The 25,675-nt window shown below is 61.1% G+C and carries 23 protein-coding genes and 1 pseudogene; 16 read left to right on the top strand and 8 right to left on the bottom strand.

The genetic code is table 11. From position 1 onward, the window contains the following. Positions 1 to 7: 7 nt before the first annotated feature. From CU100_RS15480 to CU100_RS15490, 3 genes and pseudogenes are all read left to right on the top strand, one after another. The gene (locus CU100_RS15480; protein ID WP_106717499.1) at positions 8 to 874 is read left to right on the top strand and encodes a peptidyl-prolyl cis-trans isomerase; all 867 of its coding nucleotides are present in this window, start codon (positions 8 to 10) and stop codon (positions 872 to 874) included. Next, positions 871 to 1,887 carry a HupE/UreJ family protein gene (locus CU100_RS15485; RefSeq protein WP_245419055.1) on the top strand — a complete coding sequence of 339 codons (1,017 nt, stop codon included), beginning with the start codon at positions 871 to 873 and terminating at the stop codon, positions 1,885 to 1,887. Before CU100_RS15480 ends, CU100_RS15485 begins: the two co-directional genes overlap by 4 nt. Before the next feature lie 300 nt (positions 1,888 to 2,187). Beyond that, positions 2,188 to 3,902 (top strand): annotated as a pseudogene (locus CU100_RS15490) (DUF3604 domain-containing protein). Between the two features lie 171 nt (positions 3,903 to 4,073). On the opposite strand, the gene CU100_RS15495 reads toward CU100_RS15490, so the two are convergent. Beyond that, complete coding sequence (locus tag CU100_RS15495; RefSeq protein ID WP_106717500.1) at positions 4,074 to 5,048, bottom strand: LysR family transcriptional regulator; 975 nt, start codon at positions 5,046 to 5,048, stop codon at positions 4,074 to 4,076. 232 nt (positions 5,049 to 5,280) lie between these two features. Between CU100_RS15495 and CU100_RS15500 the strand changes: the two genes are divergently transcribed. The 12 genes from CU100_RS15500 (at position 5,281) to CU100_RS26925 (ending at position 17,692) form a co-directional block, all read left to right on the top strand. Then, on the top strand, positions 5,281 to 6,372 hold the full coding sequence (locus CU100_RS15500) for an ABC transporter ATP-binding protein (protein WP_106717501.1): 1,092 nt from the start codon (positions 5,281 to 5,283) through the stop codon (positions 6,370 to 6,372). Positions 6,373 to 6,409: 37 nt separating this feature from the next. Then, positions 6,410 to 7,141 (top strand): HAD-IA family hydrolase, encoded by a 732-nt coding sequence (locus tag CU100_RS15505; protein WP_106717991.1) that lies wholly within the window; start codon positions 6,410 to 6,412, stop codon positions 7,139 to 7,141. 18 nt (positions 7,142 to 7,159) lie between these two features. Continuing rightward, on the top strand, positions 7,160 to 8,464 hold the full coding sequence (locus CU100_RS15510) for an NAD(P)/FAD-dependent oxidoreductase (protein WP_106717502.1): 1,305 nt from the start codon (positions 7,160 to 7,162) through the stop codon (positions 8,462 to 8,464). A gap of 54 nt (positions 8,465 to 8,518) precedes the next feature. After that, the gene (locus CU100_RS15515) at positions 8,519 to 9,559 is read left to right on the top strand and encodes an ABC transporter substrate-binding protein (RefSeq protein ID WP_183635548.1); all 1,041 of its coding nucleotides are present in this window, start codon (positions 8,519 to 8,521) and stop codon (positions 9,557 to 9,559) included. Between the two features lie 24 nt (positions 9,560 to 9,583). Then, entirely contained in the window at positions 9,584 to 10,456 is an 873-nt protein-coding gene (locus CU100_RS15520) for an ABC transporter permease (RefSeq protein WP_106717503.1), read from the top strand. A 3-nt stretch (positions 10,457 to 10,459) separates the two neighbouring features. Continuing rightward, entirely contained in the window at positions 10,460 to 11,257 is a 798-nt protein-coding gene (locus tag CU100_RS15525) for an ABC transporter permease (protein WP_106717504.1), read from the top strand. Further along, positions 11,254 to 12,945: a GMC family oxidoreductase gene (locus CU100_RS15530; protein WP_106717505.1), complete on the top strand. Its 1,692-nt coding sequence runs from the start codon at positions 11,254 to 11,256 to the stop codon at positions 12,943 to 12,945. Before CU100_RS15525 ends, CU100_RS15530 begins: the two co-directional genes overlap by 4 nt. 17 nt (positions 12,946 to 12,962) lie before the next feature. After that, positions 12,963 to 14,387 carry an aldehyde dehydrogenase family protein gene (locus tag CU100_RS15535; RefSeq protein ID WP_106717506.1) on the top strand — a complete coding sequence of 475 codons (1,425 nt, stop codon included), beginning with the start codon at positions 12,963 to 12,965 and terminating at the stop codon, positions 14,385 to 14,387. Positions 14,388 to 14,434: 47 nt separating this feature from the next. Further along, positions 14,435 to 15,904, top strand: a complete 1,470-nt coding sequence (locus tag CU100_RS15540; protein ID WP_106717993.1) for an NAD-dependent succinate-semialdehyde dehydrogenase — start codon at positions 14,435 to 14,437, stop codon at positions 15,902 to 15,904. A 23-nt stretch (positions 15,905 to 15,927) separates the two neighbouring features. Beyond that, a complete protein-coding gene (locus CU100_RS15545) occupies positions 15,928 to 17,001 on the top strand; it encodes a tartrate dehydrogenase (RefSeq protein ID WP_106717507.1) in 1,074 nt (357 codons plus the stop codon). Between the two features lie 22 nt (positions 17,002 to 17,023). Further along, entirely contained in the window at positions 17,024 to 17,380 is a 357-nt protein-coding gene (locus CU100_RS15550; RefSeq protein WP_106717508.1) for a cupin domain-containing protein, read from the top strand. Positions 17,381 to 17,524: 144 nt separating this feature from the next. After that, positions 17,525 to 17,692: a hypothetical protein gene (locus CU100_RS26925; RefSeq protein WP_170113858.1), complete on the top strand. Its 168-nt coding sequence runs from the start codon at positions 17,525 to 17,527 to the stop codon at positions 17,690 to 17,692. Between the two features lie 367 nt (positions 17,693 to 18,059). Here the strand turns inward: CU100_RS26925 and CU100_RS15560 are convergent, their stop codons facing one another. The 5 genes from CU100_RS15560 to CU100_RS15580 all read right to left on the bottom strand — a co-directional run bounded on the left by CU100_RS15560 (position 18,060) and on the right by CU100_RS15580 (position 23,549). Next, positions 18,060 to 18,908 (bottom strand): sugar phosphate isomerase/epimerase family protein, encoded by an 849-nt coding sequence (locus tag CU100_RS15560; protein ID WP_106717510.1) that lies wholly within the window; start codon positions 18,906 to 18,908, stop codon positions 18,060 to 18,062. An 11-nt stretch (positions 18,909 to 18,919) separates the two neighbouring features. After that, positions 18,920 to 19,906 (bottom strand): ABC transporter permease, encoded by a 987-nt coding sequence (locus tag CU100_RS15565; RefSeq protein WP_106717511.1) that lies wholly within the window; start codon positions 19,904 to 19,906, stop codon positions 18,920 to 18,922. Continuing rightward, the gene (locus CU100_RS15570) at positions 19,906 to 20,934 is read right to left on the bottom strand and encodes an ABC transporter permease (RefSeq protein ID WP_106717512.1); all 1,029 of its coding nucleotides are present in this window, start codon (positions 20,932 to 20,934) and stop codon (positions 19,906 to 19,908) included. The genes CU100_RS15565 and CU100_RS15570 overlap by 1 nt, the downstream gene beginning before the upstream one ends. Then, positions 20,927 to 22,441: a sugar ABC transporter ATP-binding protein gene (locus tag CU100_RS15575; protein WP_106717994.1), complete on the bottom strand. Its 1,515-nt coding sequence runs from the start codon at positions 22,439 to 22,441 to the stop codon at positions 20,927 to 20,929. The genes CU100_RS15570 and CU100_RS15575 overlap by 8 nt, the downstream gene beginning before the upstream one ends. A gap of 124 nt (positions 22,442 to 22,565) precedes the next feature. Next, a complete protein-coding gene (locus CU100_RS15580) occupies positions 22,566 to 23,549 on the bottom strand; it encodes an autoinducer 2 ABC transporter substrate-binding protein (protein WP_106717513.1) in 984 nt (327 codons plus the stop codon). Between the two features lie 246 nt (positions 23,550 to 23,795). Here CU100_RS15580 and CU100_RS15585 point away from each other — a divergent pair, with 246 nt between their 5' ends. Next, positions 23,796 to 24,854, top strand: a complete 1,059-nt coding sequence (locus CU100_RS15585) for a LacI family DNA-binding transcriptional regulator (RefSeq protein ID WP_106717514.1) — start codon at positions 23,796 to 23,798, stop codon at positions 24,852 to 24,854. Here the strand turns inward: CU100_RS15585 and CU100_RS27285 are convergent. Beyond that, on the bottom strand, positions 24,817 to 25,176 hold the full coding sequence (locus CU100_RS27285; RefSeq protein WP_245419056.1) for an aldehyde dehydrogenase family protein: 360 nt from the start codon (positions 25,174 to 25,176) through the stop codon (positions 24,817 to 24,819). The genes CU100_RS15585 and CU100_RS27285 overlap by 38 nt on opposite strands. Further along, positions 25,139 to 25,342: an aldehyde dehydrogenase family protein gene (locus tag CU100_RS27290; RefSeq protein WP_245419057.1), complete on the bottom strand. Its 204-nt coding sequence runs from the start codon at positions 25,340 to 25,342 to the stop codon at positions 25,139 to 25,141. Before CU100_RS27290 ends, CU100_RS27285 begins: the two co-directional genes overlap by 38 nt. Positions 25,343 to 25,675 lie beyond the last annotated feature (333 nt).

Here is a 25,675-nt window from a genome sequence, read left to right on the forward strand (position 1 = left end):
GGCCAACATGAAACTCCTTGGCGAACCCCTCGTCCACTTCCTCGTCATCGGCGGCATACTCTTCGGCGCGTACTATCTCGCCGATGCCGGTGGTGGCGAGCCTTCCGGCGAAGAGATTATCATCAGTTCGGGCGAGATCGCCAGCACCGCTGCGATTTTCAATCAGACATGGCAGCGGGCGCCGACTGCCGAGGAGCTCGACTCGCTGCTGAGCGAGCGCATTCGAGACGAGGTTTTTTATCGTCAAGGTGTGGCAATGGGCCTGGACCGGGACGACGTGGTTGTCCGGCGCCGGATACGGCAGAAGATGGAGTTCGTAGCCGATCTGACTGCGGACGTCGCACCGACCGACGCCGAGCTTAAGGCATTCGTTGCCGAGCATCCCGAATGGTTCCGCAAAGAGGCGCGCTTCAGTTTCGACCAGGTGTACTTTCCCGCATCCGGCGGAGCAATGCCAGATGCGGCAGCCTTGGCGGCTCTCCTGCGGGATCTGAACTCAGGCGCTGTCGATGCATCGACCGCCGGCAGCCCGTTCATGGCGGGCGCCGACTTCCGTGACCTTACGAAATCCGACGTCGCGCGGACGTTCGGCGAGGACTTCGCCGCCTCGCTCGGCAAGGTGGCACAGGGCCAATGGAACGGACCTGTCGCCTCCGCCTATGGATCCCACATGGTCCGGCTCACCGGGCGCGTCGAAGCGCGCGAACCTCCCTTCGGGCAGGTGAGGAAGGCGGCCGAGCGGGAGTGGCTGCACATCCGCAAGATCGCCTCCAATGATGCGCTGTATGAGCAGCTCCGGTCGCGCTACGTGATCAAGGTCGAGGCTGTCCCGGCGGGCATTGTGGAAGAGCGGCAGGCCGGGGTGACGCCGTGAGCCGCTTACTCCTCATCTTCTGGATCGCGCTAACATGCGCGGGCGGTGCGCATGCGCATGATCTCAGGCCCGCCTACCTGGCCATAACCGAAACGGCTCCGGAAGTCTTTTCGGTGCTGTGGAAGGCTCCGGCGATGGGGGACCTCAGGCTTGCGGTGTATCCCCGGCTCCCCAAGAACGTAGTCGAGACGACGCCGCGCGAAGCCGCCGTCCTCAATGACGCCTATATCGAGCGATGGACCGTGCATGCGCCTGCGGGCTTCGCCAGCGAAACCATCGCATTCGACGGGTTGCCAGAGAGCCGCACCGATGTGCTGGTGCGCATCGAGAGGTTGAGCGGTGAAGTCAGCACGGCGCGCGCGACGGCTGCAGATCCCTCCTTTACCGTTCCGCTGCAAACCGGCTGGCACCAGGTGGCCATCGCCTATGTCTCACTCGGCGTCGAGCACATCCTCTTCGGCATCGACCATCTGCTCTTCGTACTTGCGCTCATCCTTTTGGCGCGAAGCTGGAGTTCCGTCGCCGTCACCATCACGGCTTTCACTCTGGCACACAGCATCACGCTCGGCGCGGCGACGCTTGGCTACATTCATGTGCCCGGACCGCCGGTCGAGGCTACCATCGCGCTGAGCATCGTGCTTGTGGCCGCCGAGATCCTGAAATCCCGACAGGCAGGAGAACCGAGCCTCGCCGCGCGGCTACCCTGGCTGGTGGCCTTCGCCTTCGGCCTTCTGCACGGCCTCGGCTTCGCCGGCGCGCTGAGCGAAGTCGGCCTGCCCAACCATGCAATCCCGCTCGCGCTGCTGTTCTTCAACATCGGGGTTGAACTGGGGCAGCTCGCCTTTACCGCGGTTGTCTTCGTTGCTTTCGCGATCCTCGGCCGGCTTTCGCTCGCCCTCATCCGTTCGCAAGACAGCGACCCGCATGCCTGGGCTCGGGCCGTCGCGGCCTACTCGATCGGCGGCGTCGCCTCGTTCTGGCTGATCGAGCGGGTTGGCGGGTTCTGGGTTTGAGGACGCGAATGTGACGCTAACGAACAACATCGACGCCGCCGCCGTTGCCCAGGAGGTCGGGTATCGAACCAAAGGAACATGAACATGTCCGGACGCTACTACTCCACCCTCCTTTGCACCGCGCTTCTCTACGCCTCGCCGGCGCTCACCCAGGACAGCGACGTCGGGACTGTTACGCCCGAGCGGCTGGGAGGGATGGTGAAAAAGCGGCCTTATTCACCCTATGCGAACCGCACCTTCCCCGAGCGGCCGCTGTTTGGCGACACGCATCTGCACACAGCGATCTCGTTTGATGCCGGCATGCTCGGCACGACTTTGGGGCCGGCCGAAGCGTACCGCTTTGCCAAGGGCGAGCAACTGATCGCCTCAAGCGGGCAACCGGTCCGGCTAAGCCGTCCTCTCGACTTCCTCGTCGTCGCCGATCATTCCGACAATTTCGGTCTCGCAGCCGATATCGTTGCCGGAGCTCCCAACATCCTCGCCGTGCCGGAAGGGCAACGATGGTACAATATGATCCAGGAGGGAAAAGGCTTCGAGGCCGCCACTGAAGCCTACATGGCGACCGCCCAATCGAGACTCCCCGAAGCGCTCAACTATGCGCCTGGCACGCGTGCCTACCGGACAGCATGGGATCAGACGATAAAGGCGGCTGACGATGCGAACGACCCAGGTCGGTTCACTGCCTTCATTGGCTACGAATGGTCTTCAAATCCAGGCGGCAACCTCCACCGCAACGTAATCTTCCGCAACGACGGCGCCTTGGCGCGCCAGGTCGAGCCGCTGACCACAGTGCCACCGCTCGGCACCTCCGATCCGCGAGGGCTATGGCAGTGGATGCAAACCTACGAAGACAAGACCGGAGGAGATGTGCTGGCGATCGCCCATAATGGCAATCTGTCGAATGGGTTGATGTTCCCCATCATAGAGCCGGTCGACGGCAAGCCGATTGACCTTGCATATGCCGAAACCCGGGCGAAATGGGAGCCGCTGTTCGAAGTGACCCAAATCAAGGGTACCAGCGAGGCGCACCCGTTCCTTTCACCTACCGACGAGTTTGCGAACTCCGAGATCTGGGACAAGGGCAATCTCGATCTGACCGTCGCCAAGACAAGCGATATGCTGGAATATGAATACGCGCGCGCGGCTTTAAAAAACGGGCTTAAACTCGAGGAACAACTCGGCGTTAACCCTTACAAATTCGGCATGGTCGGATCGACCGACGCGCATACGGGCCTCGCGGCCGTCGAGGAGAACAACTACTTCGGCAAGATCACGCCTGAGGAACCCAGCGCCCATCGTATGAACAATATCTTCCAGAACGGCGCGGCAGGCTCATTCACGGGCTGGGAATTGTCGTCTTCGGGCTATGCCGCCGTCTGGGCAAAAGAGAACACACGCGAGGCAATTTTCGACGCCATGGAGCGACGGGAAACCTATGCCACGACGGGCACGCGCATGGTCGTGCGGTTTTTCGGCGGCTGGGACTTCGTAGCCGCGGATGCGACAGGCCGCACCCCGGCCGACGCCGGCTACACCCGGGGTGTGCCGATGGGCGGCAATCTGAGTGCCGGCCAGATGGGATTGCGCCGCGCTTCATTGTCATGGCCCTGCGTGACCCGATCGGCGCCAACCTCGACCGTATCCAGATCGTGAAGGGATGGCTCGGCAAGGACGGGAAACTCCAGGAGCAAGTCTACGACGTCGCCTGGTCCGACGATCGCGTTGCCGGCGCCGACCACAAGCTCCCGGCGATTGGCAATACCGTCGATGTGAAGAATGCCGCCTGGACAAACACGATCGGCTCGTCCGAACTGATCACGGTCTGGGAAGATCCAAGCTTCGATCCGGTCGAGCGCGCCTTCTACTATGCCCGCGTCATTGAGATCCCGACACCGCGCTGGACCGCCTACGATGCCAAGTATTTCGGGATAAACGATGTTTCTCCAAACGTCCCGATGACAACCCAGGAGCGCGCCTACACCTCACCTATCTGGTACACGCCAAAGAGCCAGTGACGCCTGTTTCCGAGCGGTTGCTGATGACGGCAGTGAGTCAACAATGTGAAGAGGTGCATTACGGCAATCGTCAAAGAAGTTAACCTGAATGGCTTGCATAAGAGACTACGGAATTTCGGCAATGGTCGCTCATCGCGTAGTACCTGCATTTGCTTTGAATATCCGAAGCTCTCATTTGCCGCCGCCGAGGATTGGAGAGTGTCCCAGCACGGGTAATTTCAAGGAAGGGTACAGACTATTCACGGCGTCGACATCCGCCGTAAGTTCGGCGATCATCCAGTCCCGGACCTTGCCGACGATTAGGCGCACTGGCTTGTCACGCAGTCTGACGAGATGGCAGCGGCGACCCGTGACCATGAGATGGTCGCGCGCCGGCACGAGTGCGCGGGTCCTCAACCAATGCGCGACGACATTGAGCCAGCCAAGTGCCACGCCCTGGCCTAACAGGGCCGCCTGTACGACGATCGCATAATCGGAGAAGATCATGGAATTTTGCGTGTCGCTGCCATTGGCGGGGGTAAACAGTTTGGACCAGTTCGGCTGTGCGTCGCTCAGGTTGATGGTCGTATCGGGCACGCGGCCGATCCCGCCACCGGACATGGCATGGCTCTCCAAATAATCAGGACTGCAGATCGGCAGCAGAACTTCCGGCATGACGAAAGCCGCCTCGTGACGCTCATCGGGGCCCTCGACAAAGCGCATGCCGAGATCGACATCGTTGACAGGTCCCGACAGGGCACCCATCACCAGTTGGAAACGGAGATCGACGGCGGGGAACTGCCGCTTGAACTCAGCCATTTTCGGCATCATCCAGTGTGTGGTGAAGCCGGTTGATACGGATAGCGAGACCGTGTCCATACCGGTCTTACGGTCCTCGATCTCTCGCAGGGCGCTTTCAATGCCGCCAAAGCCGCGCGCGATTGCATCAAAAAGCAATTGGCCCGATTCCGTCAGGGTAACGCCGACGGGCTGCCGAAGAAAAAGCGCAGTATCAAGATGTTGCTCAAGCCGCGACATCATCCGGCTCACTGCGGCAGGGGTCACGTTCAACTCGTCCGCGGCCCTTGAAAAGCTGCCCCAGCGCGCAGCCGCCTCGAAAGTAAAGAGGCCGTTCATGGATGGCAGGGAGCGGCGAAGGAATGTCATTACATTTTGTAACATCCCTTCGATTTTTTTTCAATTGCGCGTCTGTACGTTGTTTGGTTTGTTGCTAGCCAGCGAAGGCAGAAGATCTTCCATATAATCCGGGGACCGTGACGGTTTGATTGTTGGTGAGCGCTTTGCGCCATGTACCTGTCAGTCTGTTCGTGTTTCTGCAGAAACGCATCGCCAGGCCTCGGCATATTGCCGCGGTTGTCAGCCTTTGCAGTGGAATCACATGATTGATCAACCAAAAAACGAGCGCGTCAGCGTTTCCATCAAAAAGGCGACCAAGTCGTACGGGGCCTTTCTTGCACTTGATGACGTCAGCCTCGACGTCTCTCCCGGCGAATTCGTGTCCATTCTCGGCCCCTCCGGCTCGGGCAAGACGACTCTGCTCGGCATCCTGGGAGGTTTCGTCCAGCCGACGTCCGGCTCGATCTGGTTGGGAACCAGAGATATTACATTCGAGCCGCCACATAAGCGCGAGATTGGCATCGTCTTCCAGAATTATGCGCTGTTCCCACATATGAGCGTTGGCGAAAACATCACCTTTCCGCTCCGGGCGCGACGCCTGCCGAAGGCGACCTGGCCGGCTAGACTCAGGTCTGCGCTCGAGATGGTTGAGCTTGTCGGCTACGGGGGTCGGCGGATTCATGAATTGTCGGGCGGCCAGCGCCAGCGCGTGGCGCTGGCGCGTGCCATGATCTTCGAGCCTGGCCTCATACTCATGGATGAGCCGCTCTCGGCGCTCGACAAACAACTGCGCGAAACGATGCAGATCGAGCTCAAGCGACTGCACAAACGGCTTGGTGCCACGATCATATATGTCACGCACGATCAGCGCGAGGCACTGACAATGAGCGACCGCGTGGCAATCATGAACAAGGGACGGCTCGTGCAGGTCGACACGCCGGAGCGCCTGCACGATTATCCCGCCAATAGCTTTGTCGCCAGTTTCATTGGCGAAGCCACGCTGCTGGCGGTGCAGCGTGTGCAGGGCGATGCCGTACGCCTCGGTGACCAGGTGCTGAAAACAACGCGCCGCGTGCCCGAGGGCGACAGTCTGCATCTCGTGGTCCATTCTGAAAAGCTGATGGTGGCGGACGGGTCGCAGGCCGACAGTTGCAACAGGCTGACCTGCGTTATCACTGACACGCTCTACCAGGGCGAGAGCATTCGCGTTTTCGTCAGGCCTGATGCCGGCGGGGAGCTGAGCTTTCGGCTACCCAGCAATCATGCCGGCCGCGCACTGATGAAATCGCCGGGTGAGAGGATCACGCTGGCACTGCACCCGGAAGATACAATTATCGTCCCGGATGCGGGATGACAACTCCCATTCAGGACACTCAACAAGGATGAAGACGATGAAACTCATGCAATTCAAGGTCATGACCTTCGACGTGGTCGGCACTTTGATCGATTTTGAAAGCGGCGTGCTCAATGCGGTTCGTGCGCTTGGCGGCGAAAAGGCGGCGAAGGCGACCGACGATGAGATTTTCGAGCCCTACAAGCGTGGCCGCGACAAATTTTATGGCCGCTCTTCCTTTGCGATGAAGGATGTCTACCTTTCGCTTGCCAATGAAGTCGGCTTGCGCAATGACAATGCCACGGCTGAAGCCTTCCAGCTTGCCGTGTTGCGCTGGCCGGCCTTCGCCGACTCCATCGAAGCGCTTGCCCGACTGCGCAAGAATTTCCGCCTGGTCGCCATGACCAATGCCGACCGGACCGCCTTTTCGGCCTATTCCGACACGCTCGGCAATCCGTTCCACGACAGCGTCACCTGCGACGAAACGGGCTGTGCCAAGCCCAATCCGCAGTTCTTCGCTTTCAACAAGGGCCGCCAGACCGCCTTCGGCTTCAAACAGTCGGAAATCCTGCATGTCGCCCAAAGCCAGTACCACGACATCGGCGTCGCCAGCGAACTCGGCTATACGACCTGCTGGATCGAACGGCGCCAGGGGCAGCAGGGTTTTGGCGGCACACCGGAGCCCAAGGCGGTGACCAAGCCCGACTTCCACTTTTCCTCGCTCAAGCAACTGGCCGATGCCGTGGATGCGGAACTCGCGGGGACCGTCGCCACCGCAACGGCGGCCTGAACACAAGAGAAAAAGCCGATGACCGCCAATCCTCCCTATCCGGACATTCGATCCCTGTGGCAGGAGACCGTTTCCCGCCGCCCGGTCTTCGACGCGCTGACGGGCGGTCATCAGTTTGACGTTGCCATAATCGGCGGCGGCTATACCGGTCTGTCGACGGCTCGCTATCTTGCGCGGCGTGGTCTTTGCGCGGTGGTGCTGGAGGCAAGCCAGATCGGCTGGGGTGCAAGCGGCCGCAACGGCGGCGTGGTCTCGGGAAAGTTCAGATTGTCGTTTTCCGACATCGGGGCGCGTTACGGAGTTGAAACAGCGCGCCGCATGCATGATCTCGGCATCGAGGCGATCGATCATGTCGGCGAACTGGTGGAGGATTACGGCATTGCCTCTGCCGATTATCGCCCCACCGGCGCGCTTAGATGTGCCCACAACCAGATCTCCCTCGACAGCCTCAAAAAAGAAGTGGCGTGGCTGAAGACTGCACTCGGCGACCATGCATGCTCCATCCTGTCGACCGAACAGATGCAAGCCGAAACCGGCTCGCGCGACTTCGTCGGCGGCATGCTCAACACGCATGGCGGCGTCATACATCCGCTGAATTTCGTCCTGGGCATGGCAGCCGGCCTCAAGGCCGCAGGCATCGCCATCCATGAGAGGTCGCCGGTCACAGCGATCCGGCGCGATCGCGACGGCGTCGTGCTTGAAACACCCGGCGGGACCGTGTCGGCCGCTCAGGTCGTAATCGCCACCAATTCCTATTCCGACCTGACGCCGGCGACCTCGGCTGTGCGAAAATCCCTCATTCCGTTCCGCTCGGCGATGATCGCCACTGCTCCGCTGACGGGAAATCCTGGCGAAGGGCTTTTGTCGCAGCGCCGCAGCTACACCGAGACCCGCCGCATGATGCGCTGGTTCCGCAGGGCTGGCGACCGATTGATCTATGGTGGTCGCGGCGCCTTCGGCAAGAGCGATTCGGACAACGCCTTTGCCGCTCTTCACAAGGCGATGGTGCGCCAGTTTCCCGACCTTGCGTCGGTATCCGTCACGCACCGCTGGTCGGGGCTGGTCGCCATGACCATGGACAGCATTCCGCATCTTGGCCGGTTCGATGACCGCGTGATCTATGCGGTCGGCTACAACGGCACCGGCGTCGCATTGGCTTCCAACATGGGCCGCTATGTCGCGGCCATGATTGCGGGCGAGAAGCCCGATCTCGGGCTCCTGACGTGCGTGCCACTGAAGCCCGTGCCCCTCTATCCCATCAGGGAACCAGCCGTCCGGCTCGTCGCCGGCTGGTACCAGTTCCTCGATGCAATCGGGCGCTAAGACCCGCAAGTCGCATATCAACCGGGGCATCGCGTCCCCAGAGGAGAACCAACAATGACCTACAGACTTTGCATGATCGCGCTGTCCGCATCGGCCGCCGTCTTTCTGGCTGGCACGGCATCGGCCGAACAGATTACCTTCGTGTCGCAGGGCGGCGCCTATCAGGAAGCCCAGACCAAGGCGATCCTCGATCCGGTTGCTGAACTGCTCGGGATCACTGTCAATCAGGACAGCTCTCCGGACGCCTGGCCGGTCATCAAGACGCAGGCCGCCTCCGGCAAGATCATCTGGGACGTGATTGATACGCCTGCGAAAGATTGTATCCGGGGCGGCGAGCAGGGCATGATTGCGAAGCTCGATTTCTCCAAGATCCCGAACGCGGAGAAGATGCCGGCGGCCTATAAGAGCCCCTATTCGGTGGCCTACGAATTCTATTCGAGCGTGCTCGCCTATAACAAGGAGAAATTCGCCGACAATCCGCCCAAGACATGGGCTGACTTCTGGGACGTGAAGAAATTCCCCGGCACCCGTGCCTTGCGCAACCATCCGCTCGCCACTCTGGAAGCCGCATTGCTTGCCGATGGCGTGGCGGCCGACAAGCTCTATCCGCTCGATGTTGATCGCGCCTTCAAGAAGCTTGAGGAACTCAAGCCGCATGTATCGGTCTGGTGGACCTCGGGCGCACAGTCGGCACAGTTGCTCGCCGACGGCGAAGTCGACATGGAAATGGCCTGGAACGGCCGCGTGGCAGCGGTCGTCAAGGAAGGCGCGCCGATCGGCTACTCCTTCAATCAGGGATTCTTGCAATATACGTCGCTCTGCATCCTTAGCGGCGCGCCGAACATGGAAACCGCGGTCAAGTTCGTCAATACCGCGCTGACGCCGGATATTCAGGCGAACTTTCCGGCCTATATCGACTATGGACCGGGCAACCCTGAAGCCTACAAGACCGGCAAGATTTCGCCGGAACGCGCGGCTGAGATGCCAAGTTCGCCGGAAAATGCAGCTATTCAGGTACTGGTCGCCGACGAATGGTGGAGCTCGCCTGCCGGCGAGGATGCGCAAAAGCGCTGGGCCTCGTTCGTCCAGCAGTAACCTTCGGCCTTCGGAGGGTCACGGATGACAAAGTCGACACGAAATCCCTCGGAGCTGCATGAGCGGCGCGAGCAGAGGCTCATGCTGCTGCTGCTGGCTCCTGCGCTTCTGGTCATCGTCGTCTTACTGGTTCTGCCACTGCTGTGGCTGGCCTGGCAGTCGATCTGGCAGGACGGCCGCTTTACCTTCGCCCATTACGAGCGGTTTATGACGGATTCCGTCTATTGGCTGGCTTTCCTGCAGACCTTCCGCATCGCCGCCATCGTCACCCTGCTGACGGTCGTCCTCGGCTACCCCGTCGCCTATGTGGCGGCGGGGGCGCCCCAGCGCTGGAGCATCCTTATCCTGACCATGGTGCTGCTGCCGTTCTGGACCTCGGTGTTGGTGCGCGCCTATGCCTGGCTGATCCTGCTTCAGCGCAACGGCATCATCAATTCGGCGCTGACAGGATCCGGCTTGATCGATGCGCCGCTGCGCCTGGTCAACAACGAATTCGGCACAGTCATCGCAACAATCCATATCCTGCTGCCCTTCATGGTGCTGCCGCTTTATGCGACGATGAAGAAGATCCCGGGCGAATTGACCATGGCCGGCGCCAGCCTGGGCGGCTCGCCAATGCATGTCTTCCTGCGCGTGTTCCTGCCGCTGTCGCTGCCGGGCCTGATCGCCGGCATGGTGCTGGTCTTCGTGCTGACGCTTGGCTTCTACATCACGCCGGAGCTGCTCGGCGGCGGACGCACCTATATGGTCTCCATGCTGGTTTCGCGCAATATCGAGGTCTACAATGAATGGGGCGCCGCCTCGTCAATCAGCGTGGTGCTGATGATCTGCGTCTTCCTCGTCTTCCGCCTTGCGAGCCTGCTTATACCATTCGAACGCATCATGGGAACGAGGTGACGCATGAGCCCGTCGAAAGTCCTTCTCCACGGTTTCGTGGTCCTTATCCTCGCCTGGCTGATCATTCCGGTTCTGATCATCCTGCCGATGTCCTTTTCCGGTGCGCGCTTCCTCGCCTTTCCGCCACCTTCCTGGTCGCTGAGGTGGTACGAATCCTATCTGGGCAGCGCCGCCTGGATGCAGGCGACGCGCGTCAGCCTGATCGTCGGCGTCTGCAGCGCCGTGATTGCAACCATCTTCGGTACGGCTGCGGCCTATGCTCTGAACCTTACGCAGTCGCGCCTGGTTCGTAGTCTGCAAGCATTGCTGCTACTGCCGCTGATCGTCCCGATTGTCATCACCGCCGTCGGCGTCTTCCTCGTTTACGCACAGGTCGGGCTGCTTGCCTCCATGACCGGGCTTATCCTCGCCAATGTGATGCTGGGACTGCCCTATGTCGTTACCTCGGTTCTGGTCGGGCTTCGCAAGTTCGATCCAACACAGGAAATGGTATCGCGCAGCCTCGGCATGAACAGATGGCGCACCTTCTTTGCTGTCACGCTGCCGCAAATCCGGCCGAGCGTGATTTCCGGTTTGCTGTTCGCCTTCATCTCGGCGATCGACGAGACGGTCGTATCGCTCTTCATCTCCGGCGGCGAGTACCAGACCCTGACCAAGAAAATGTTCACCGCGCTTCGAGACGAGATCGATCCGACGATCGCATCGATCAGCTCGCTGCTGACGACGATTTCCTTCATCCTGCTGATGTTGGCCGCACTGAACGCACGCAATACCGATCGCTCCCAGGGGCGGGCGACATGATCGTCGATCACCTGATCCTGGGCGGCGGGTCGGCCGGCTGTGTGCTGGCCGCCCGGCTCTCGGCCGATCCGAGACGAACCGTCGTGCTGGTCGAAGCCGGGCGCAATATCTCGGCCGACGATATTCCCGACGATATCCGCAGCCGCTATCCGGGACGTGCCTATCTCGACCGGCGCAATATCTGGTCTCAGTTGACGGCCAGGATGGCTTATGCCCCATCAGCAGCACCCAGTTCCTCGCGGTGCTACGAGCAGGCGCGACTTTTGGGCGGCGGGTCGGCGATCAATGCGTTGATGGCCAATCGCGGGGCCCCGGAAGATTATGCAGAATGGCAGGCGCTCGGCGCGGAGGGCTGGGGCTGGGACGATTGCCTTCCCTATTTCCTCAAGATCGAGACCGACAGGGATTTCAACGGCCCGCTGCATGGACAGGATGGCCCGCTCACCATCCGCCGCGTCTCCGATGACAAGATTTCGCCTTTCGTCGATCATGTCATGCAGACGCTTAACCGGCGCGGCCATCCGATCAGGCCGGACCAGAATGGGCCCTGGGAGGACGGCGTATTTCGCGGCGCCATCGCTGTCAGCGATCGCGGCGAGCGCATTCCGACCTCACTGGCCTATCTGACACCGGACGTGCGCCAACGGCCCAATCTTCGCATCATCACCCAAACGATAGCGACTCAAATACTGTTTGTCGGCCGTCGTGCCACCGGCGCGCAACTGTCGGGCGCAATGGCGGAGACGATCCATGCGGCGGAAGTGATCGTCTCGGCCGGCGCAATCCATTCGCCGGCCTTGCTGCTCCGATCCGGTATCGGGCCTGCAGGCGATCTCGCATCAGCGGGGGTAAATGTCCTGGTCGGGCGAAAGGGCGTCGGCCGCAATCTCATGGAACATCCCTCCATTGCTGTTGCCGCCTATCTGCCGCCGCATATGCGTGTGCGGGACCGGGCGGAGCACCACGAACAGGCGATCTGGCGCTTTTCCTCGGGCCTCGACGGCGCGCCGCGCGGCGACATGCATGCCGCCATCCTCTCGCGGTCCGGCTGGCATTCGGTCGGCTTGCGCCTTGGCAGCATGTTCTTCTGGGTCAACAAATCCTATTCGCGCGGCTCCGTGCGTCTTGCTGCCGCCAATCCAAAGGCCGAGCCAGATGTCGATTTCAGGATGCTGAGCGACGAACGCGATCTGAGCCGGCTCAAGCTCGCGCTTCGCATGGGCGCCGAGGCGCTGTGCGATCCTTTCATGAACGGCCATCGCGGCACGGTCTTCCCCTCCAGCTATTCGCCGCGGGTTGCGAAGCTGGCGGGGCCGGGAGCGTGGAACGCTTTGCAGCGCGGCATGCTCGCGGGTCTGCTGGACATGGCGGGGCCGCTCCGCTCTGCCCTTGTCCATTCGGCGATCACGCTGGGTACGACGATGCGAGATTTGCTGGCGGATGACGACGCCCTGACCGATTTTGTCAGGAGCCATGTCGGCGGCACATGGCACCCGTCGGGAACATGCCGCATGGGGTTGGCCGACGATCCTATGGCGGTGACGTCTGCGACCGGACGGGTCTACGGCATCGAGGGGTTGCGGGTCTGCGATGCATCGCTGATGCCCTCCATCCCATGCGCCAATACCAACCTGCCGACGATCATGATTGCGGAGCGGGTCGCCGATTTCATCCTGGCCAGTCGCTGAAGCAAGTGGAGACATCAATGGACACCTACCTGAAGTTCTACATTGACGGCGCCTGGGTCGATCCTGTCGCAGATGAGCGCAAGACGGTCATCGATCCTGCGACGGAGCAGCCCTTCGCCGAGATTGCTATGGGTTGCGCCGCCGACGCCGAGCGCGCCATCGCCGCGGCCCGCCATGCATTTACAACCTTCTCCTTGAGCACGCATGAAGAACGCCTCTCTCTGCTCGAGCGCATCCTTACCATATTGAAACGGCGCAAGGATGAGATGGGAGACGTGATCTCGCGCGAAATGGGAGCTCCCCGCCATATGGCACGGGAGGAGCAGGCCGGTATAGGCATCGCGCATTTCGAGCAGACTATAAGGGCGATGCGGGAATTCGCCTTCGAATACATGCAGGGCACAACCCGCATCCTGCATGAGCCGATCGGCGTCGTCGGCATGATCACCCCATGGAACTGGCCCATCAATCAGATCGCCTGCAAGGTCGCGCCGGCGCTTGCCACCGGTTGCACCATGGTGTTGAAGCCCTCCGAGGAAGCCCCGCTCAATGCTATTCTCTTTGCCGAGGTCCTGCACGAAGCCGGTGTGCCGAAGGGCGTGTTCAATCTTGTAAACGGCGACGGCCCGACCGTAGGCGCGGTGCTCTCCGGTCACCCCGATATCGACATGGTTTCCTTCACGGGCTCAACGCGCGCCGGCATTTCGGTGGCGCAGGCGGCAGCCCCGACGGTGAAGCGTGTGCACCAGGAGTTGGGCGGCAAGTCGCCCAACATCATTCTGCGAAGCGCCGACCTTGCTGCGGCCATGCGTGCCGGAGTGGACAAATGCTTTGCCAATTCCGGCCAATCCTGCAATGCACCGACCCGGCTTCTCGTACCACAGGAGAAGATGAAACAAGCGATCGGCATTGCCCGGCAGGCAGCTGAATCGGTTCGCGTCGGTTCTCCCGTCAATCCGGACAGCGACATCGGCCCTGTGGTCAGCCAGGCACAGTTCGACAAGATCCAGGGCCTCATTCGAAAAGGCATGGAGGAGGGCGCCGAACTCGTCGCCGGCGGCCCGGGCCGACCCGCCCATCTCAATGTCGGCTATTACGTGCGGCCGACGATCTTCGCACGGGTGACAAACGACATGGCGATCGCCCGCGAGGAGATCTTCGGGCCCGTTCTCGTGATCCTTGGCTATGACAGTGACGATGAGGCCGCCGCGATCGCCAACGACACACCCTATGGCCTGGCCTCCTATGTCCAGGGCGAAGCCGGTGAGGCGCGCGCTTTTGCAAGACGGCTCAGGACAGGCATCGTTCGTCTGAACAGCTCGGCCTGGGACGGTGCGGCTCCCTTCGGCGGCTACAAACAGTCCGGAAATGGCCGCGAATACAGCAAATTCGGGCTTCACGAATTTACGGAAATAAAGGCAATCGTCGGGTTCGGCGACTGACGGTGCCGTCACTGCGACAGGTCGCGCCATACAACACAGGTGAACACATGCTCAATCTCAAGGATCCGTCACTCTTCGTGCAGCAGGCGCTGATCGATGGCAATTGGACGGGTGCCAGCAGTGGCGCCACCGTTACGGTCGATAACCCGGCCACCGGCGATTTCCTCGGGACTGTGCCGGATTGCGGCAAGGACGACTCCGACCGGGCAATCGCGGCTGCGGCTGCGGCTTTCAAGACGTGGCGGCTGACCACAGCCGCGGAGCGGGCGCGGCTCCTCGACCGCTGGCACGACCTGCTGCTCGAAAATACTGACGATCTCGCGCTGATCATGACATGCGAGCAGGGCAAGCCCCTGGCCGAGGCACGGGGCGAAATCCTCTACGGCGCTTCCTTCATCAAGTGGTTCGCCGAGGAGGCTCGCCGCAGCTACGGCATGACCATCCCGGCACCAACGGTTGATCGCCGTATTCTGGTCAGCAAAGAGCCGGTTGGGGTCGCGGCAATCATTACACCCTGGAACTTTCCCAATGCGATGATTACGCGCAAGTGCGCGCCGGCACTGGCGGCCGGCTGCACCGTGGTCATCAAGCCATCTGAACTTACCCCATATTCGGCGTTGGCACTGGGACTGCTGGCCGAACGCGCGGGTATCCCGCCCGGCGTCATCAATATCGTCACCGGCCTGCCGAAGGCGATCGGCGCGTCGCTCACAAGCAGCCCGGACGTCCGCAAGGTGTCGTTCACCGGCTCCACGGCGGTGGGCTCGTTATTGATGGCACAGTGCGCTGCGACGGTGAAACGTCTCAGCCTGGAACTTGGCGGCAACGCGCCCTTTATCGTCTTCGAAGATGCCGACCTCGATGCGGCCGTGGAAGCGGCAATCGTTTCCAAATTCCGCAATGGCGGACAGACCTGCGTGTGCGCCAACCGCCTGCTCGTTCAGGATGGGATCTACGATACCTTTGCCGGGAAGCTTGCAGCGCGTGTCCGTGCCATGCCTGTCGGTTCCGGCGTCGATGACGATATCCAGATAGGTCCGATGATCAACGTCGCGGCCGTTGGCAAGATCAGCGCTCATATCGAGGACGCACTGGCACTCGGCGCTGCCAACATCACGCCGCGCGACGGCCTTCCGGCCGGCGACCGTTATGTCGCTCCGACGGTGCTGACCGGAGCGACCACCGCGATGCGACTTGCCAGTGAGGAAACCTTCGGCCCCGTGGCGCCGCTCTTCCGCTTCAAGACCGAGGCGGAGGCCATCGCGATTGCCAATTCGACACCCTATGGTCTCGCCGCCTATTTCTTCACCGAAAACCTTCATCGCGCCTGGCGCGTCGGCGAGGCGCTGGAATTCGGCATGGTCGGGCTCAACACCGGCAGCGTGTCGATGGAAGTCGCTCCCTTCGGCGGCATCAAGCAATCCGGTCTCGGCCGCGAGGGCGGTCCGAGCGGCATGGAGGAATATTTGGAGATCAAGGCCTTCCACTTAGGCGGATTGAAGACGCAGCCTGCCTGACGGGCGGCAGCAGGAGACAGATTATGACGCAACGCTTCTACGATATTGCTGTGATCGAAGGCGACGGTATCGGCAAGGAAGTCATACCCGAAGGCATAAGGGTGCTCGAAGCGGCCGCGCGCCGTCACGGCTTCACATTGAGGCAGAAATGGCACGACTTTGCCCATTGCGACTACTATGCCCGGCACGGCCGCATGATGCCCGAGAACTGGAAGGAAGAAATCGGCAAGCCCGCAGCGATCTTCTTCGGCGCGGTGGGCTGGCCGGACATCGTCCCGGATCACATCTCGCTTTGGGGCTCGCTGCTGCAGTTCCGGCGCGAGTATGACCAGTATGTCAATCTGCGCCCGGTCAGGCTGATGGACGGCGTGCCCTGTCCGCTGTCCGGTCGTAGGCCCGGCGATATCGACTTCTGGGTGGTACGCGAAAATACCGAAGGCGAATATTCCGCCATCGGCGGGCGAATGTTCGAGGGAACGGAACGCGAAATGGTGATGCAGGAGACGGTAATGACCCGCAAGGGTGTCGACCGTATCCTGAAGTTCGCCTTCGACCTCGCCCAGACCCGGCCACGCAAGCTGGTGACGTCGGCGACAAAGTCGAATGGGATCGCGATCACAATGCCCTATTGGGACGAGCGGGTTGAGGCGATGGCGTCGTCCTATCCCGAAGTCTCCTGGAACAAGTTCCACATCGATATTCTGACGGCAAATTTCGTGCTGAAACCGCAGATTTTCGACGTTGTGGTCGGCTCCAACCTGTTCGGCGACATCCTCTCCGACCTTGGCCCGGCCTGCGCCGGCACGATCGGGATTGCGCCGTCGGGCAACATCAATCCGGAGGGTGAACACCCTTCGCTGTTCGAGCCGGTCCATGGTTCAGCCCCCGATATCGCCGGCCGGAACCTTGCCAATCCTATCGGCCAGATCTGGTCGGCGGCGATGATGCTCGACCATCTCGGTGAGAAACAGGCCGCGGCCGACATCATGGGCGCCATTGAAATGGTGCTGAAACAGCCCAGCTTGCGCACTCGCGATCTTGGCGGGGCGGCCGATACACAAACCTGCGGCAAGGCGATTGCCGATCTCCTGGCCTGACAAATCACGAAAGATTAAAACAATGTCCAACCTGATCATCTTCGACCCGGAAAACCCTGGTACACCGCGCCAGAGCAAGGCCTTGCCCGATCGCCTCATCGACGGCGACCCGTGCTACAAGACCTGGGAACAGGACAATGTCGACAACGGCCGCATCCGCTCTGGCATCTGGGAAGCCACGCCCGGCGCAACGCGATCGATCAAGGGCGAGACCTGGGAATATTGCAGCATCCTGTCCGGGCTCATGGAACTGACCGAGGACGGCAAAGAGCCCCGCCGCTTCGCCGCCGGCGATACTTTCATCTTGCGGCCCGGCTTCGTCGGCACATGGCGTACGATCGAGACCGTACGCAAGCTGTGGGTCATCGTGTCTCCTTGACCCGGCAGGCCTCTCACACCTTGGTCTGCCCTGTTCGAAGGCGATGCGATGTCGCACCCTCGGGCTTTGAGCATTGAGTGGAAGAGTATATCTGCCAATTTGATCAACATCTTATGGGCATCAGCGAAACGGGCAGGGTGCTTGTTGACACGCCGTTTGGCAACAGAGGCGGGCGCCGCCATCATCGAGACCGGCATCGCCGATTTCGATGATATTGGCCTGACGCCAAAGGCATATCCACTGCTTGAAAAGGGTCTCTGCCGCGCCGGCACGGGAATGCTTGAAACACCGGCTCGTATCGACCTTTTTTGAGGACAGCATCCCCGTGGGCTTGGCTGATCTTAAAGTCGCGCTGCAGCGGGAGGCAGGACTTTGTTAGTCGTCCCGAGCGGGATTATGGACGGGGGGCCGAAAGGACCGCGACGGTTCAGTGAGGATTTGCTACGGCAACCGGCGCCTATCCGTCGATCCGTATGGTCCGACAGCCATTTCGGCATGGTTGAGCAGATCGACGAAGCAGCCTGATGCCGTGTTGCGGGGTACAGATCGAGCAACCTCAACTTGCATGGGCCCGATGGTCGGGACGACATCTTTGCAAGTCAGATCCGGTGCAACGACGCCCATTGGCAGCGGGCCAATATGGGCGTCGGTTCAAATGCCGAATATCCGGCAAACCGGATCAGATGAGACCATATTGTTCCGCCTTATTGCGCAGGAAGGGCAGACCCTTGTCCATGACCTCTTCCATATCGCGTGCAACGGGGCGCCAGACGGCCAAACCATAGGCTACTTCGGGCGGCATGTTGATGAAACTTTCCATGGCAAGTCCGCCCTTGAAGCCGATCGCTGCGAGCGCGGCATAGATCGCATCCCACGGAATGTTGCCATAGCCCGGCGTGCCGCGGTCGCTTTCGGAAAGATGGATGTATTTCAGGTGATCGCGGGCAATCAGGATGCCGTTTGCCGCCCCCTTTTCCTCGATATTCATATGGTAGGTGTCGAGGTGAACGAAGATATTGTCCGCGCCGACACGCTCCACCATATCGACGGCCTGCTGCGCCGAGTTGATCAGATGGTTCTCATAGCGGTTCACGGCCTCGACGCCGAGTTGGATGCCGTGCTTGTTCGCATGCTTTGCCGCTGTGTCGAGCACCTTGGCGATGTTGTCGTATTCGCCCTGTGTCGGTGGCACGCCGGTGCGCTCGCCAATGCCGCCAAAGATGACGCCGGACAGCGCCTCGGCGTTCATTTCTGCGGTTTTTTCGATCGCAACCTTCAAGTGCTCGATCGCGGCATCCGGGCGGACGGAGGCCCAGGCATGTTCCGGCAGTCCGAGCGAGCAGACCGCGCGCAATTTGTGCTTTTCAAGCAGGTCGCGGGTGTGTTTGGCATCGACGGCAGGCGCATTGAGCAGCGCGATCTCGATGAAATCCATCTTATAGTGCACGGCTCCGGCAATCGCCTTCTCGGCGCCTGCGCGGTCCCAGTTCATGGTCCACATGCTGGTGTGAACGCCGAAACCTTCCATGGTCGTATCTCCTATTTCACGAGTCTGATGAACTTGGCCGAGAGCCACCGCAGCACCATCACGACGATGAGCAGGATGCCCCAGACGGCAGTGGTGAGATGCTGGTTGGCGCCGAGCAGGTTGAGCCCCGAAGAGAGGAGCTGCAGCACGATGAGCGCCACGAAGACGGGCAGCACGCGGCCGAAGCCGCCGAAGGGGTTGATGCCGCCGAGGAAGCAGGCAAGCACGGTGATCAGCAGATAGGATTCGCCGTGGCCGACGCGCACCGAATTGAAACGCGCAAGCATGATGATCCCGGCAACCGCAGCCATCACGCCGGAGAGCATGTAGACCAGCACCAGGATCTTGCGGGTGTTGATGCCGGAATAGCGGGCCGACTCGATATTGGAGCCGATCATATAGGTGGAAAAGCCGAGCTTGGAGCGCGAGAGCAGGATGTGACTGGCGATGACGCAGGCGATCAGGATCAGCAAAGGGACGGGGATGCCAAGGATGCTGCCGTGGCCGATTGGAGCGATGAAGGTGGGAAAGCCCGAGATATCGCCGCCGCGTGTCATGAACTCGCCGAGGCCGCGCAGAAAGATCATCATCGATAGGGAAACGAGAATCGGATGGGCTCGGGTAAAGGCGATGACGAGGCCCATCACCAGGCCGCTTGCCGCGCCGACGGCAAGCGCCAGAGCCGTGCCGAGCAGGAAGGCGCCCGAGCCGGCATCGATGCCGCCATTGGCCTGCAGCGTCCAGGCAAGCGTCAGGCCGGCAATGTTGGCGGTAAAGGTGATTGCAAGGTTGAGGCCGCCGGTGAGGATCGGCATCAGCATGGCAAGCGCCAGAACGCCAAGCTCGGGAAGCTGAAAGGCAACCGATCCGAAGGTCGCGCCCGTCAGGAAATGCGGCGAGGCGAAACCGAAGACGATAAGCACCGCCGCCAGCGCGGCGAGGGGACCGGCCATGTCGGCCCCGAAGATGGCGTTGAAGCGGGCGGCGAGCGCGTTCATCAGCTCTCTCCCTTGTCTGCAGGCCTGGCATCGGTCGATTTACGGGTAGCGAATACCGGCGCCAGATTGCCGATGCGGGTGCTCGACAAGGTGATGGCAACGAGGATGATTGCGCCGACGATCATCTTGAAGGCGAAGGGCGAAACGCCCATCAGGTTGAGGCCGTTCTGGGTGATCGAGACAAGCAGCACGCCCAGCACACAACCGAGCACGGAGCCCTTGCCGCCGCCCAGCCGCGCCCCACCGAGCACCACCGCAGCCAGAACATCGAGCTCGCGGCCATAGAGTGCGTTTGGCACGACTTCCTGCGCATAATGCGCCTGCATGAGCCCGGCGATACCTGCCATCAATCCCAGCCAGCCGTAGGCGATGAACTGCATGGCGCCGATATTGATGCCGAAGCGGCGCGCCCCTTCCGGATTGTCGCCGAAGGCATAGAGCTGCCGGCCGGTCGTCGTGCGGGTAATGAAGAGCCAGGTGGCGAAGGTGCACACGGCCATCACGACAACCGGCAAGGTAATCTCAGCCCAGCTCCCGTCGGCCATTTCGCGCTCATAGAGGATGACGCGGCTCGTCAGCCAGTCGGGCAGATTGTAGATCGACACGCCTTTGGTGAAGAACATCAGCAGGCCGAAATAGACGTTGAAGGTTGCGATCGTCGCGACGATCGAGATGATGCGGAAGCGGTGAATCAGGAAGGCGTTGATCACGCCCAGCATGATGCCGAAGCAGGCCGCAATCAGGAGGCCGGATACCCATCCGCCGCCGCCGATCCGCTCGAGCGCAAGCACGGTGACATATTGTACGATCGAGGCGGCGACGGCGAAGGAGATGTCGATGCCGCCGGCAATCAACACCACGAGCAGGCCGACGGCAAAGATGATGTTGACCGCGCTGATATTCAGCAGGTCGAAGGCGTTGCCGAGCGTAAAGAAACGCTCCGTCGCAAAACCCAGGACGAAGCTCATCGCGATGATGACGGCAAACAGCACGAATTCAGTCGTGTGGGACAGGAACAGCTTACGCATAGACCGCCGCCTCCAGGTCCTTCAGTGTGGTCGCGCGCGGATCGTGCCAGCCGGCGATGCGTCCCTTTTCCATGTGGATGATCCGGTCGGCGTTGAAATAGACCTCCGGCACCTCGTCCGAAATGAGGAGGATCGCAAGGCCCGTCTCGGCAAGACGGGCAACGATCTCGAAAATGCCGGCGCGCGCGCCGACATCGACGCCGACCGTGGGTGCATCGAGGATCAACACTTTTGGATCGGTGGCGAGCCATTTGGCGATCGCGACGCGTTGCTGGTTGCCGCCCGAAAGCGTCGATATCGCATCGTCCTGCTTGCCGATCCTGATACCGAGTTCGGCGATCCAGCGCGCGACCAGCGCGCGCTTCTTGCCCGGCGAGATAAGCCGGCCGCTCAGGATACGGTTAAGCGAGGCCATGACCAGATTGTCGGCGATGGATTGCGGCTGGTTGAGACCGAGCGAAAGGCGGTCTTCGGACAGATAGGCGACGCCTGATGCGATCGCCTCGCGGTTGGAGGCAAAGCGCATGGCTCTGCCCTCCAGCACGATCGTGCCGGCGGCGGGCCGGCGCATGCCGAACAGCGTCAGCGCAAGCTCGGTGCGCCCGGAGCCGAGCAGGCCGGTTATCCCGAGCGTCTCCCCACGGCGCAGATCGAAGGAAATATCCTCGAACTCGCCAGGCCGGCAAAGCTTGCTGACGGAGAGCAGGACGGGGTTCTGCGCTACGTCGCGGGCGCGAACATTCTGGTCGAAGGTGCGCCCGGTCATCAGCTCGGTGATCCTGGACTGGGTCATGCCCTCCACCGGATAGACCCCGACAAGCGCGCCATCGCGCAGCACGGTGATGCGAGAGGAGATTTCCAGCACTTCCGCAAGGCGATGGCTGACGAAAACCACGGCAATGCCCGAGGCCGACAGCGTGCGCACGATCGCCAGCAGATGATCGGTCTCAGACTGGGTGAGGGAGGCGGTCGGCTCGTCCATGAAGACGATGCGGGCCTCTCCGACCAGCGCACGGGCAATGGCGACGATCTGGCGCTGGGCGATGGCGAAATCTTTGAGAGGTCTGTCGACGTCGAGGGTGACGCCAAGCCGGCCGAGCGCTTCCTCCGCTACTCCGCGGATCGCGGCATAGTTGACGAAGCGCGGGCGCGAACCGGAAAGGGTCTGGAAGGCGATGTTTTCCGCTACGCTCATTTCCGCAAAGAGCGCGAGGTCCTGCCAGATGATCTGGATGCCGCGGGACTGGGCCATGGCAGGCGTCATGTGAGATATCGTCTCACCGTCGAAAACGATCTCGGCGCCGTCTGCAGGCCGATAGACGCCGGAGATCACCTTGATCAACGTGCTCTTGCCGGATCCATTCTCGCCGGCCAGACAGTGCACTTCGCCGGGCAAGACTTCGAAGGAGACGTTCTTCAGTGCCTTGACACCACCGAAGGTCATGTTGATGCCGCGAAGCGAAAGAAGCGGCTTTGCCTTCACACCATCATTCGTTGCCGTGCTCATGCCGGTTGCCTGTCCAGTCGAATGCCATGAAAAACAAATGGTCCGGCCATGGCCGGATGCCGCTCTCAATCCCCGAGCCGGACCGGTCGCCATGGACCAGCCCGGCACCCGGGGAGGGGGGCTTTCAGAGGCCCATTGCGGCCAGGTCGTCGACCGTATCCTTGTTGATCGGCAGCAACTGATCGACGATGATGTCGTTGCCGACCGGCTTGATCACGCCGAGTCCTGGAATGTCATCACCTTCCTTGACGCTCTCACCCTTGATCAGGCGATCGGCGAGCGTGACGAAAACTTCGCCGGCCTGCTTCGGATTCCACATGAAGCCGCCCGATATCGCGTCGGACTTGATCAGCTTTTGACCCTGGCCAGGCGAGAACGGGCCGAGCACGAAGATTTTGCCCGTCTTGCGGCGTTCTTCGACAGCGCGCCCGGCACCGATCGGGCCCTGGCTGCCGAAGGCGAGGAAACCTTTCAGATCCGGATGGGCAGCGATGAGGTCGAGCGCTGTCGAGCGGCTTTTGTCGACATCTTCCGCGACGCCATAGCGATCGCCGACGAGTTTCATGTCCGGATAATTGGCTTTGATATAGGCGATTGCGGCGTCCGCCCAGGCATTGTGCAGCGGGACGGTCAGCGAGCCGACGAAGACCGCATACTCGCCCTTGCCGCCCATCTTTTCAGCGAGCAGCTTGCCATGCGCCTCGCCAAAACCGGTCGAGGATGCAAGTTCGAAATTCCAGTCGGCGCCCTTTTGCGAGGGCGATTCATGCGTAATGACCTTGATGCCGGCGGCTTGCGCCTTGGTCAGTACAGGCTCGAGCACCTTGGCATCGTTCGGAACCACACCGATGACCTTGACGCCCTGGGCGATCAGATCTTCGATGGCGCGCACCTGCAGCGCCGGGTCGGCGCTGGTCGGGCCGATCATGAAGGCATCGACGCCTAGTTTCTTGCCCTGTTCCTTGATGCCGGCTTCCATCGCGTTGAACCAGGGGATGCCGCCGATCTTGACGACAACGCCGACCTTCGGCGCATCCTGCGCAAACGCGACCACTGCCCCGGCAAGCGACAGTGATGCGGCAAATGCCGCTACGATAAGGCTCCTCATCCTCACTCCTCCTCAAAGATCGCTCATACGAGCGACGACCACCGGCCGGTTTGCGGCAGGTTGTTGCTGGTTGCTTCTTGGCGAGGGAATACCCTTGCCTCCCATCCCGCCTCCTCCGGCGAACCATCTTTGCACAATCGATCTTTCTTTTTTGCACAATCGATGGTGCAATGACTATCGATCAAGGTGGGACTTTCGTCAAGAGGGGCTTGTCTCTCAGGGGAAGCGGCAAGGAAAAAGCGAGATATGACCGGTATCGGCAAAAAGAAGGCGACGATCTATGATCTCTCGATCCTGTCCGGTGCCTCGCCATCCACGGTGAGCGCCGTTCTAAACGGAAGCTGGCGGAAGCGGCGTATCAAGGAGGCGACGGCGCAGCTCATTCGGCAGCTGGCGAACGAACATGGCTATACGGCAAACCTGCAGGCCCGTGGTCTGCGTTCGTCCCGCTCCGGCCTCGTCGGTCTTCTGCTTCCGGTGCACGACAACCGCTATTTCTCCTCCATGGCGCAGTCTTTCGAAGCGCAGGTCAGAAGCCGCGGCCAGTGTCCCCTCGTCGTCAGCGCCTGCCGCGATCCGGAGGAAGAGCGCCAGGTCGTAGAGACGCTGATCTCCTATTCGATCGACGAGCTTTTCATTGCCGGCGCGACCGATCCAGATGGCGTGCACAAGGTTTGCGAAAAGGCAGGGCTGAAGCACGTCAACATCGATCTGCCTGGCACGCTGGCGCCGTCAATCATCAGCGACAATTATGAAGGCGCGCGCATGCTGACACAGGCGATCATCGAACGCGCGCTAGAGGATGGCCCACTTTCACCTGACGATCTGTACCTGTTCGGCGGCCGCAACGACCATGCCAGCCATGAGCGAATTCGCGGTTTCCGCGATGTAAAGCGCGCATCGCTTGGCGCGGATCCCGACGTCTGCATCCAGCCGACCGGCTATTCCCCCGCCATGACTGCCCGCGCCTTCGAAGCCTTCTACGAAGACCACGGGAAGCTGCCGCGCGCATTCTTCGTCAATTCCTCGATCAACCTCGAAGGGCTGATGCGCTTTCTCGCCCTGCATCCGCACGAGACTTTCGCCGATATCATCGTCGGCTGCTATGACTACGATCCTTTTGGCTCCTTCCTGCCTTTCCCCGTCTTCATGATCCGGCAGGACAGCGATGCGATGATCACCAAGGGGTTTGCAATCCTCGACGCGGACCGCCGGCCGCCAACCACGCATCTCGTACGGCCGAGCCTCGTGCCCCCACGCACGGCGCTCATCGGCCCGCTGGATGCGCTGAAAGATATCGAGTAATGCGACCTGCCTCATTGGAGGGGCCGGGCTGACGGAGCGGTAGACCCATAAGCCGCCCCAATCGCTGGACCCGCGCTGTCATCGCTCGACCAGCTGGTTGTTGTCCGCTGGCGACCTTTCCTCTGCCCGTTAGCCCATAGGAAAGGGAATTTGCACGTCCGATGATTTCCCCGACATTATTGAAGGTCGTCGTCGATGCTATCGGGCCGAACGGTTCTTCCGACATTATCCGCGCATTGTCCGGTACGTCTCGTAAAAGGGTGGGCGCATAAAAGTAGCCTTCATTACCCACGCGCTCGCCACCAAATGGACTCTTCGACATAGAAGCGGGTGGGTGAGGTGCAAACCTGACCCATATTGCGAAACTTGGAGGCCACGACGGTGTCGGGCGCCTTTTCCAAATAGGCATCTTCAAAAACGATGACGGGTGCATGTCCGCCGAGTTCCATCGTGCAGCGCTTGAGTGTGTCCGCTGCCTGCTTTTGCACCAGCTTGCCAACGGCCGTCGACCCGGTGAGCGAACTTTCTTCGGAATGGGCGATGCAATCAAATAGGACGAAACCTCTGCCGGAACGCCGAAAACAATATTGAGAACGCCGTCAGGAAGGTCTGCATCCTAGCGCGGCAACATTGCCACCAAATTCCCTTGGCACGAGACGTGTGACAGCGATCACCAAAAAACAGATTGGATTTGGACGATCCCGAGCGCATTTGCGGTGTTGATATGTGATCAGCTTGGTTTGCCCCTGGAAAGATGGTCGGCCCGACATATCCGCAAGCAGGGCGCTAGAGGCGCGGTGTTTCATAATTGTCCAATCACC

The organism is Phyllobacterium endophyticum, assembly GCF_003010935.1.
Taxonomy (GTDB): Bacteria; Pseudomonadota; Alphaproteobacteria; order Rhizobiales; family Rhizobiaceae; genus Phyllobacterium; species Phyllobacterium endophyticum.

Bases quoted from the DNA above. Each gene is read 5' to 3' on its own strand.
- CU100_RS15480 (WP_106717499.1), top strand. From the start codon at position 8: ATGAAACTCCTTGGCGAACCCCTCGTCCACTTCCTCGTCATCGGCGGC.
- CU100_RS15495 (WP_106717500.1), bottom strand. From the start codon at position 5,048: ATGACATTCCTTCGCCGCTCCCTGCCATCCATGAACGGCCTCTTTACT.
- CU100_RS15500 (WP_106717501.1), top strand. From the start codon at position 5,281: ATGATTGATCAACCAAAAAACGAGCGCGTCAGCGTTTCCATCAAAAAG.
- CU100_RS15505 (WP_106717991.1), top strand. From the start codon at position 6,410: ATGAAACTCATGCAATTCAAGGTCATGACCTTCGACGTGGTCGGCACT.
- CU100_RS15510 (WP_106717502.1), top strand. From the start codon at position 7,160: ATGACCGCCAATCCTCCCTATCCGGACATTCGATCCCTGTGGCAGGAG.
- CU100_RS15515 (WP_183635548.1), top strand. From the start codon at position 8,519: ATGACCTACAGACTTTGCATGATCGCGCTGTCCGCATCGGCCGCCGTC.
- CU100_RS15520 (WP_106717503.1), top strand. From the start codon at position 9,584: ATGACAAAGTCGACACGAAATCCCTCGGAGCTGCATGAGCGGCGCGAG.
- CU100_RS15525 (WP_106717504.1), top strand. From the start codon at position 10,460: ATGAGCCCGTCGAAAGTCCTTCTCCACGGTTTCGTGGTCCTTATCCTC.
- CU100_RS15530 (WP_106717505.1), top strand. From the start codon at position 11,254: ATGATCGTCGATCACCTGATCCTGGGCGGCGGGTCGGCCGGCTGTGTG.
- CU100_RS15535 (WP_106717506.1), top strand. From the start codon at position 12,963: ATGGACACCTACCTGAAGTTCTACATTGACGGCGCCTGGGTCGATCCT.
- CU100_RS15540 (WP_106717993.1), top strand. From the start codon at position 14,435: ATGCTCAATCTCAAGGATCCGTCACTCTTCGTGCAGCAGGCGCTGATC.
- CU100_RS15545 (WP_106717507.1), top strand. From the start codon at position 15,928: ATGACGCAACGCTTCTACGATATTGCTGTGATCGAAGGCGACGGTATC.
- CU100_RS15550 (WP_106717508.1), top strand. From the start codon at position 17,024: ATGTCCAACCTGATCATCTTCGACCCGGAAAACCCTGGTACACCGCGC.
- CU100_RS15560 (WP_106717510.1), bottom strand. From the start codon at position 18,908: ATGGAAGGTTTCGGCGTTCACACCAGCATGTGGACCATGAACTGGGAC.
- CU100_RS15565 (WP_106717511.1), bottom strand. From the start codon at position 19,906: ATGAACGCGCTCGCCGCCCGCTTCAACGCCATCTTCGGGGCCGACATG.
- CU100_RS15570 (WP_106717512.1), bottom strand. From the start codon at position 20,934: ATGCGTAAGCTGTTCCTGTCCCACACGACTGAATTCGTGCTGTTTGCC.
- CU100_RS15575 (WP_106717994.1), bottom strand. From the start codon at position 22,441: ATGAGCACGGCAACGAATGATGGTGTGAAGGCAAAGCCGCTTCTTTCG.
- CU100_RS15580 (WP_106717513.1), bottom strand. From the start codon at position 23,549: ATGAGGAGCCTTATCGTAGCGGCATTTGCCGCATCACTGTCGCTTGCC.
- CU100_RS15585 (WP_106717514.1), top strand. From the start codon at position 23,796: ATGACCGGTATCGGCAAAAAGAAGGCGACGATCTATGATCTCTCGATC.
- CU100_RS27285 (WP_245419056.1), bottom strand. From the start codon at position 25,176: ATGTCGAAGAGTCCATTTGGTGGCGAGCGCGTGGGTAATGAAGGCTAC.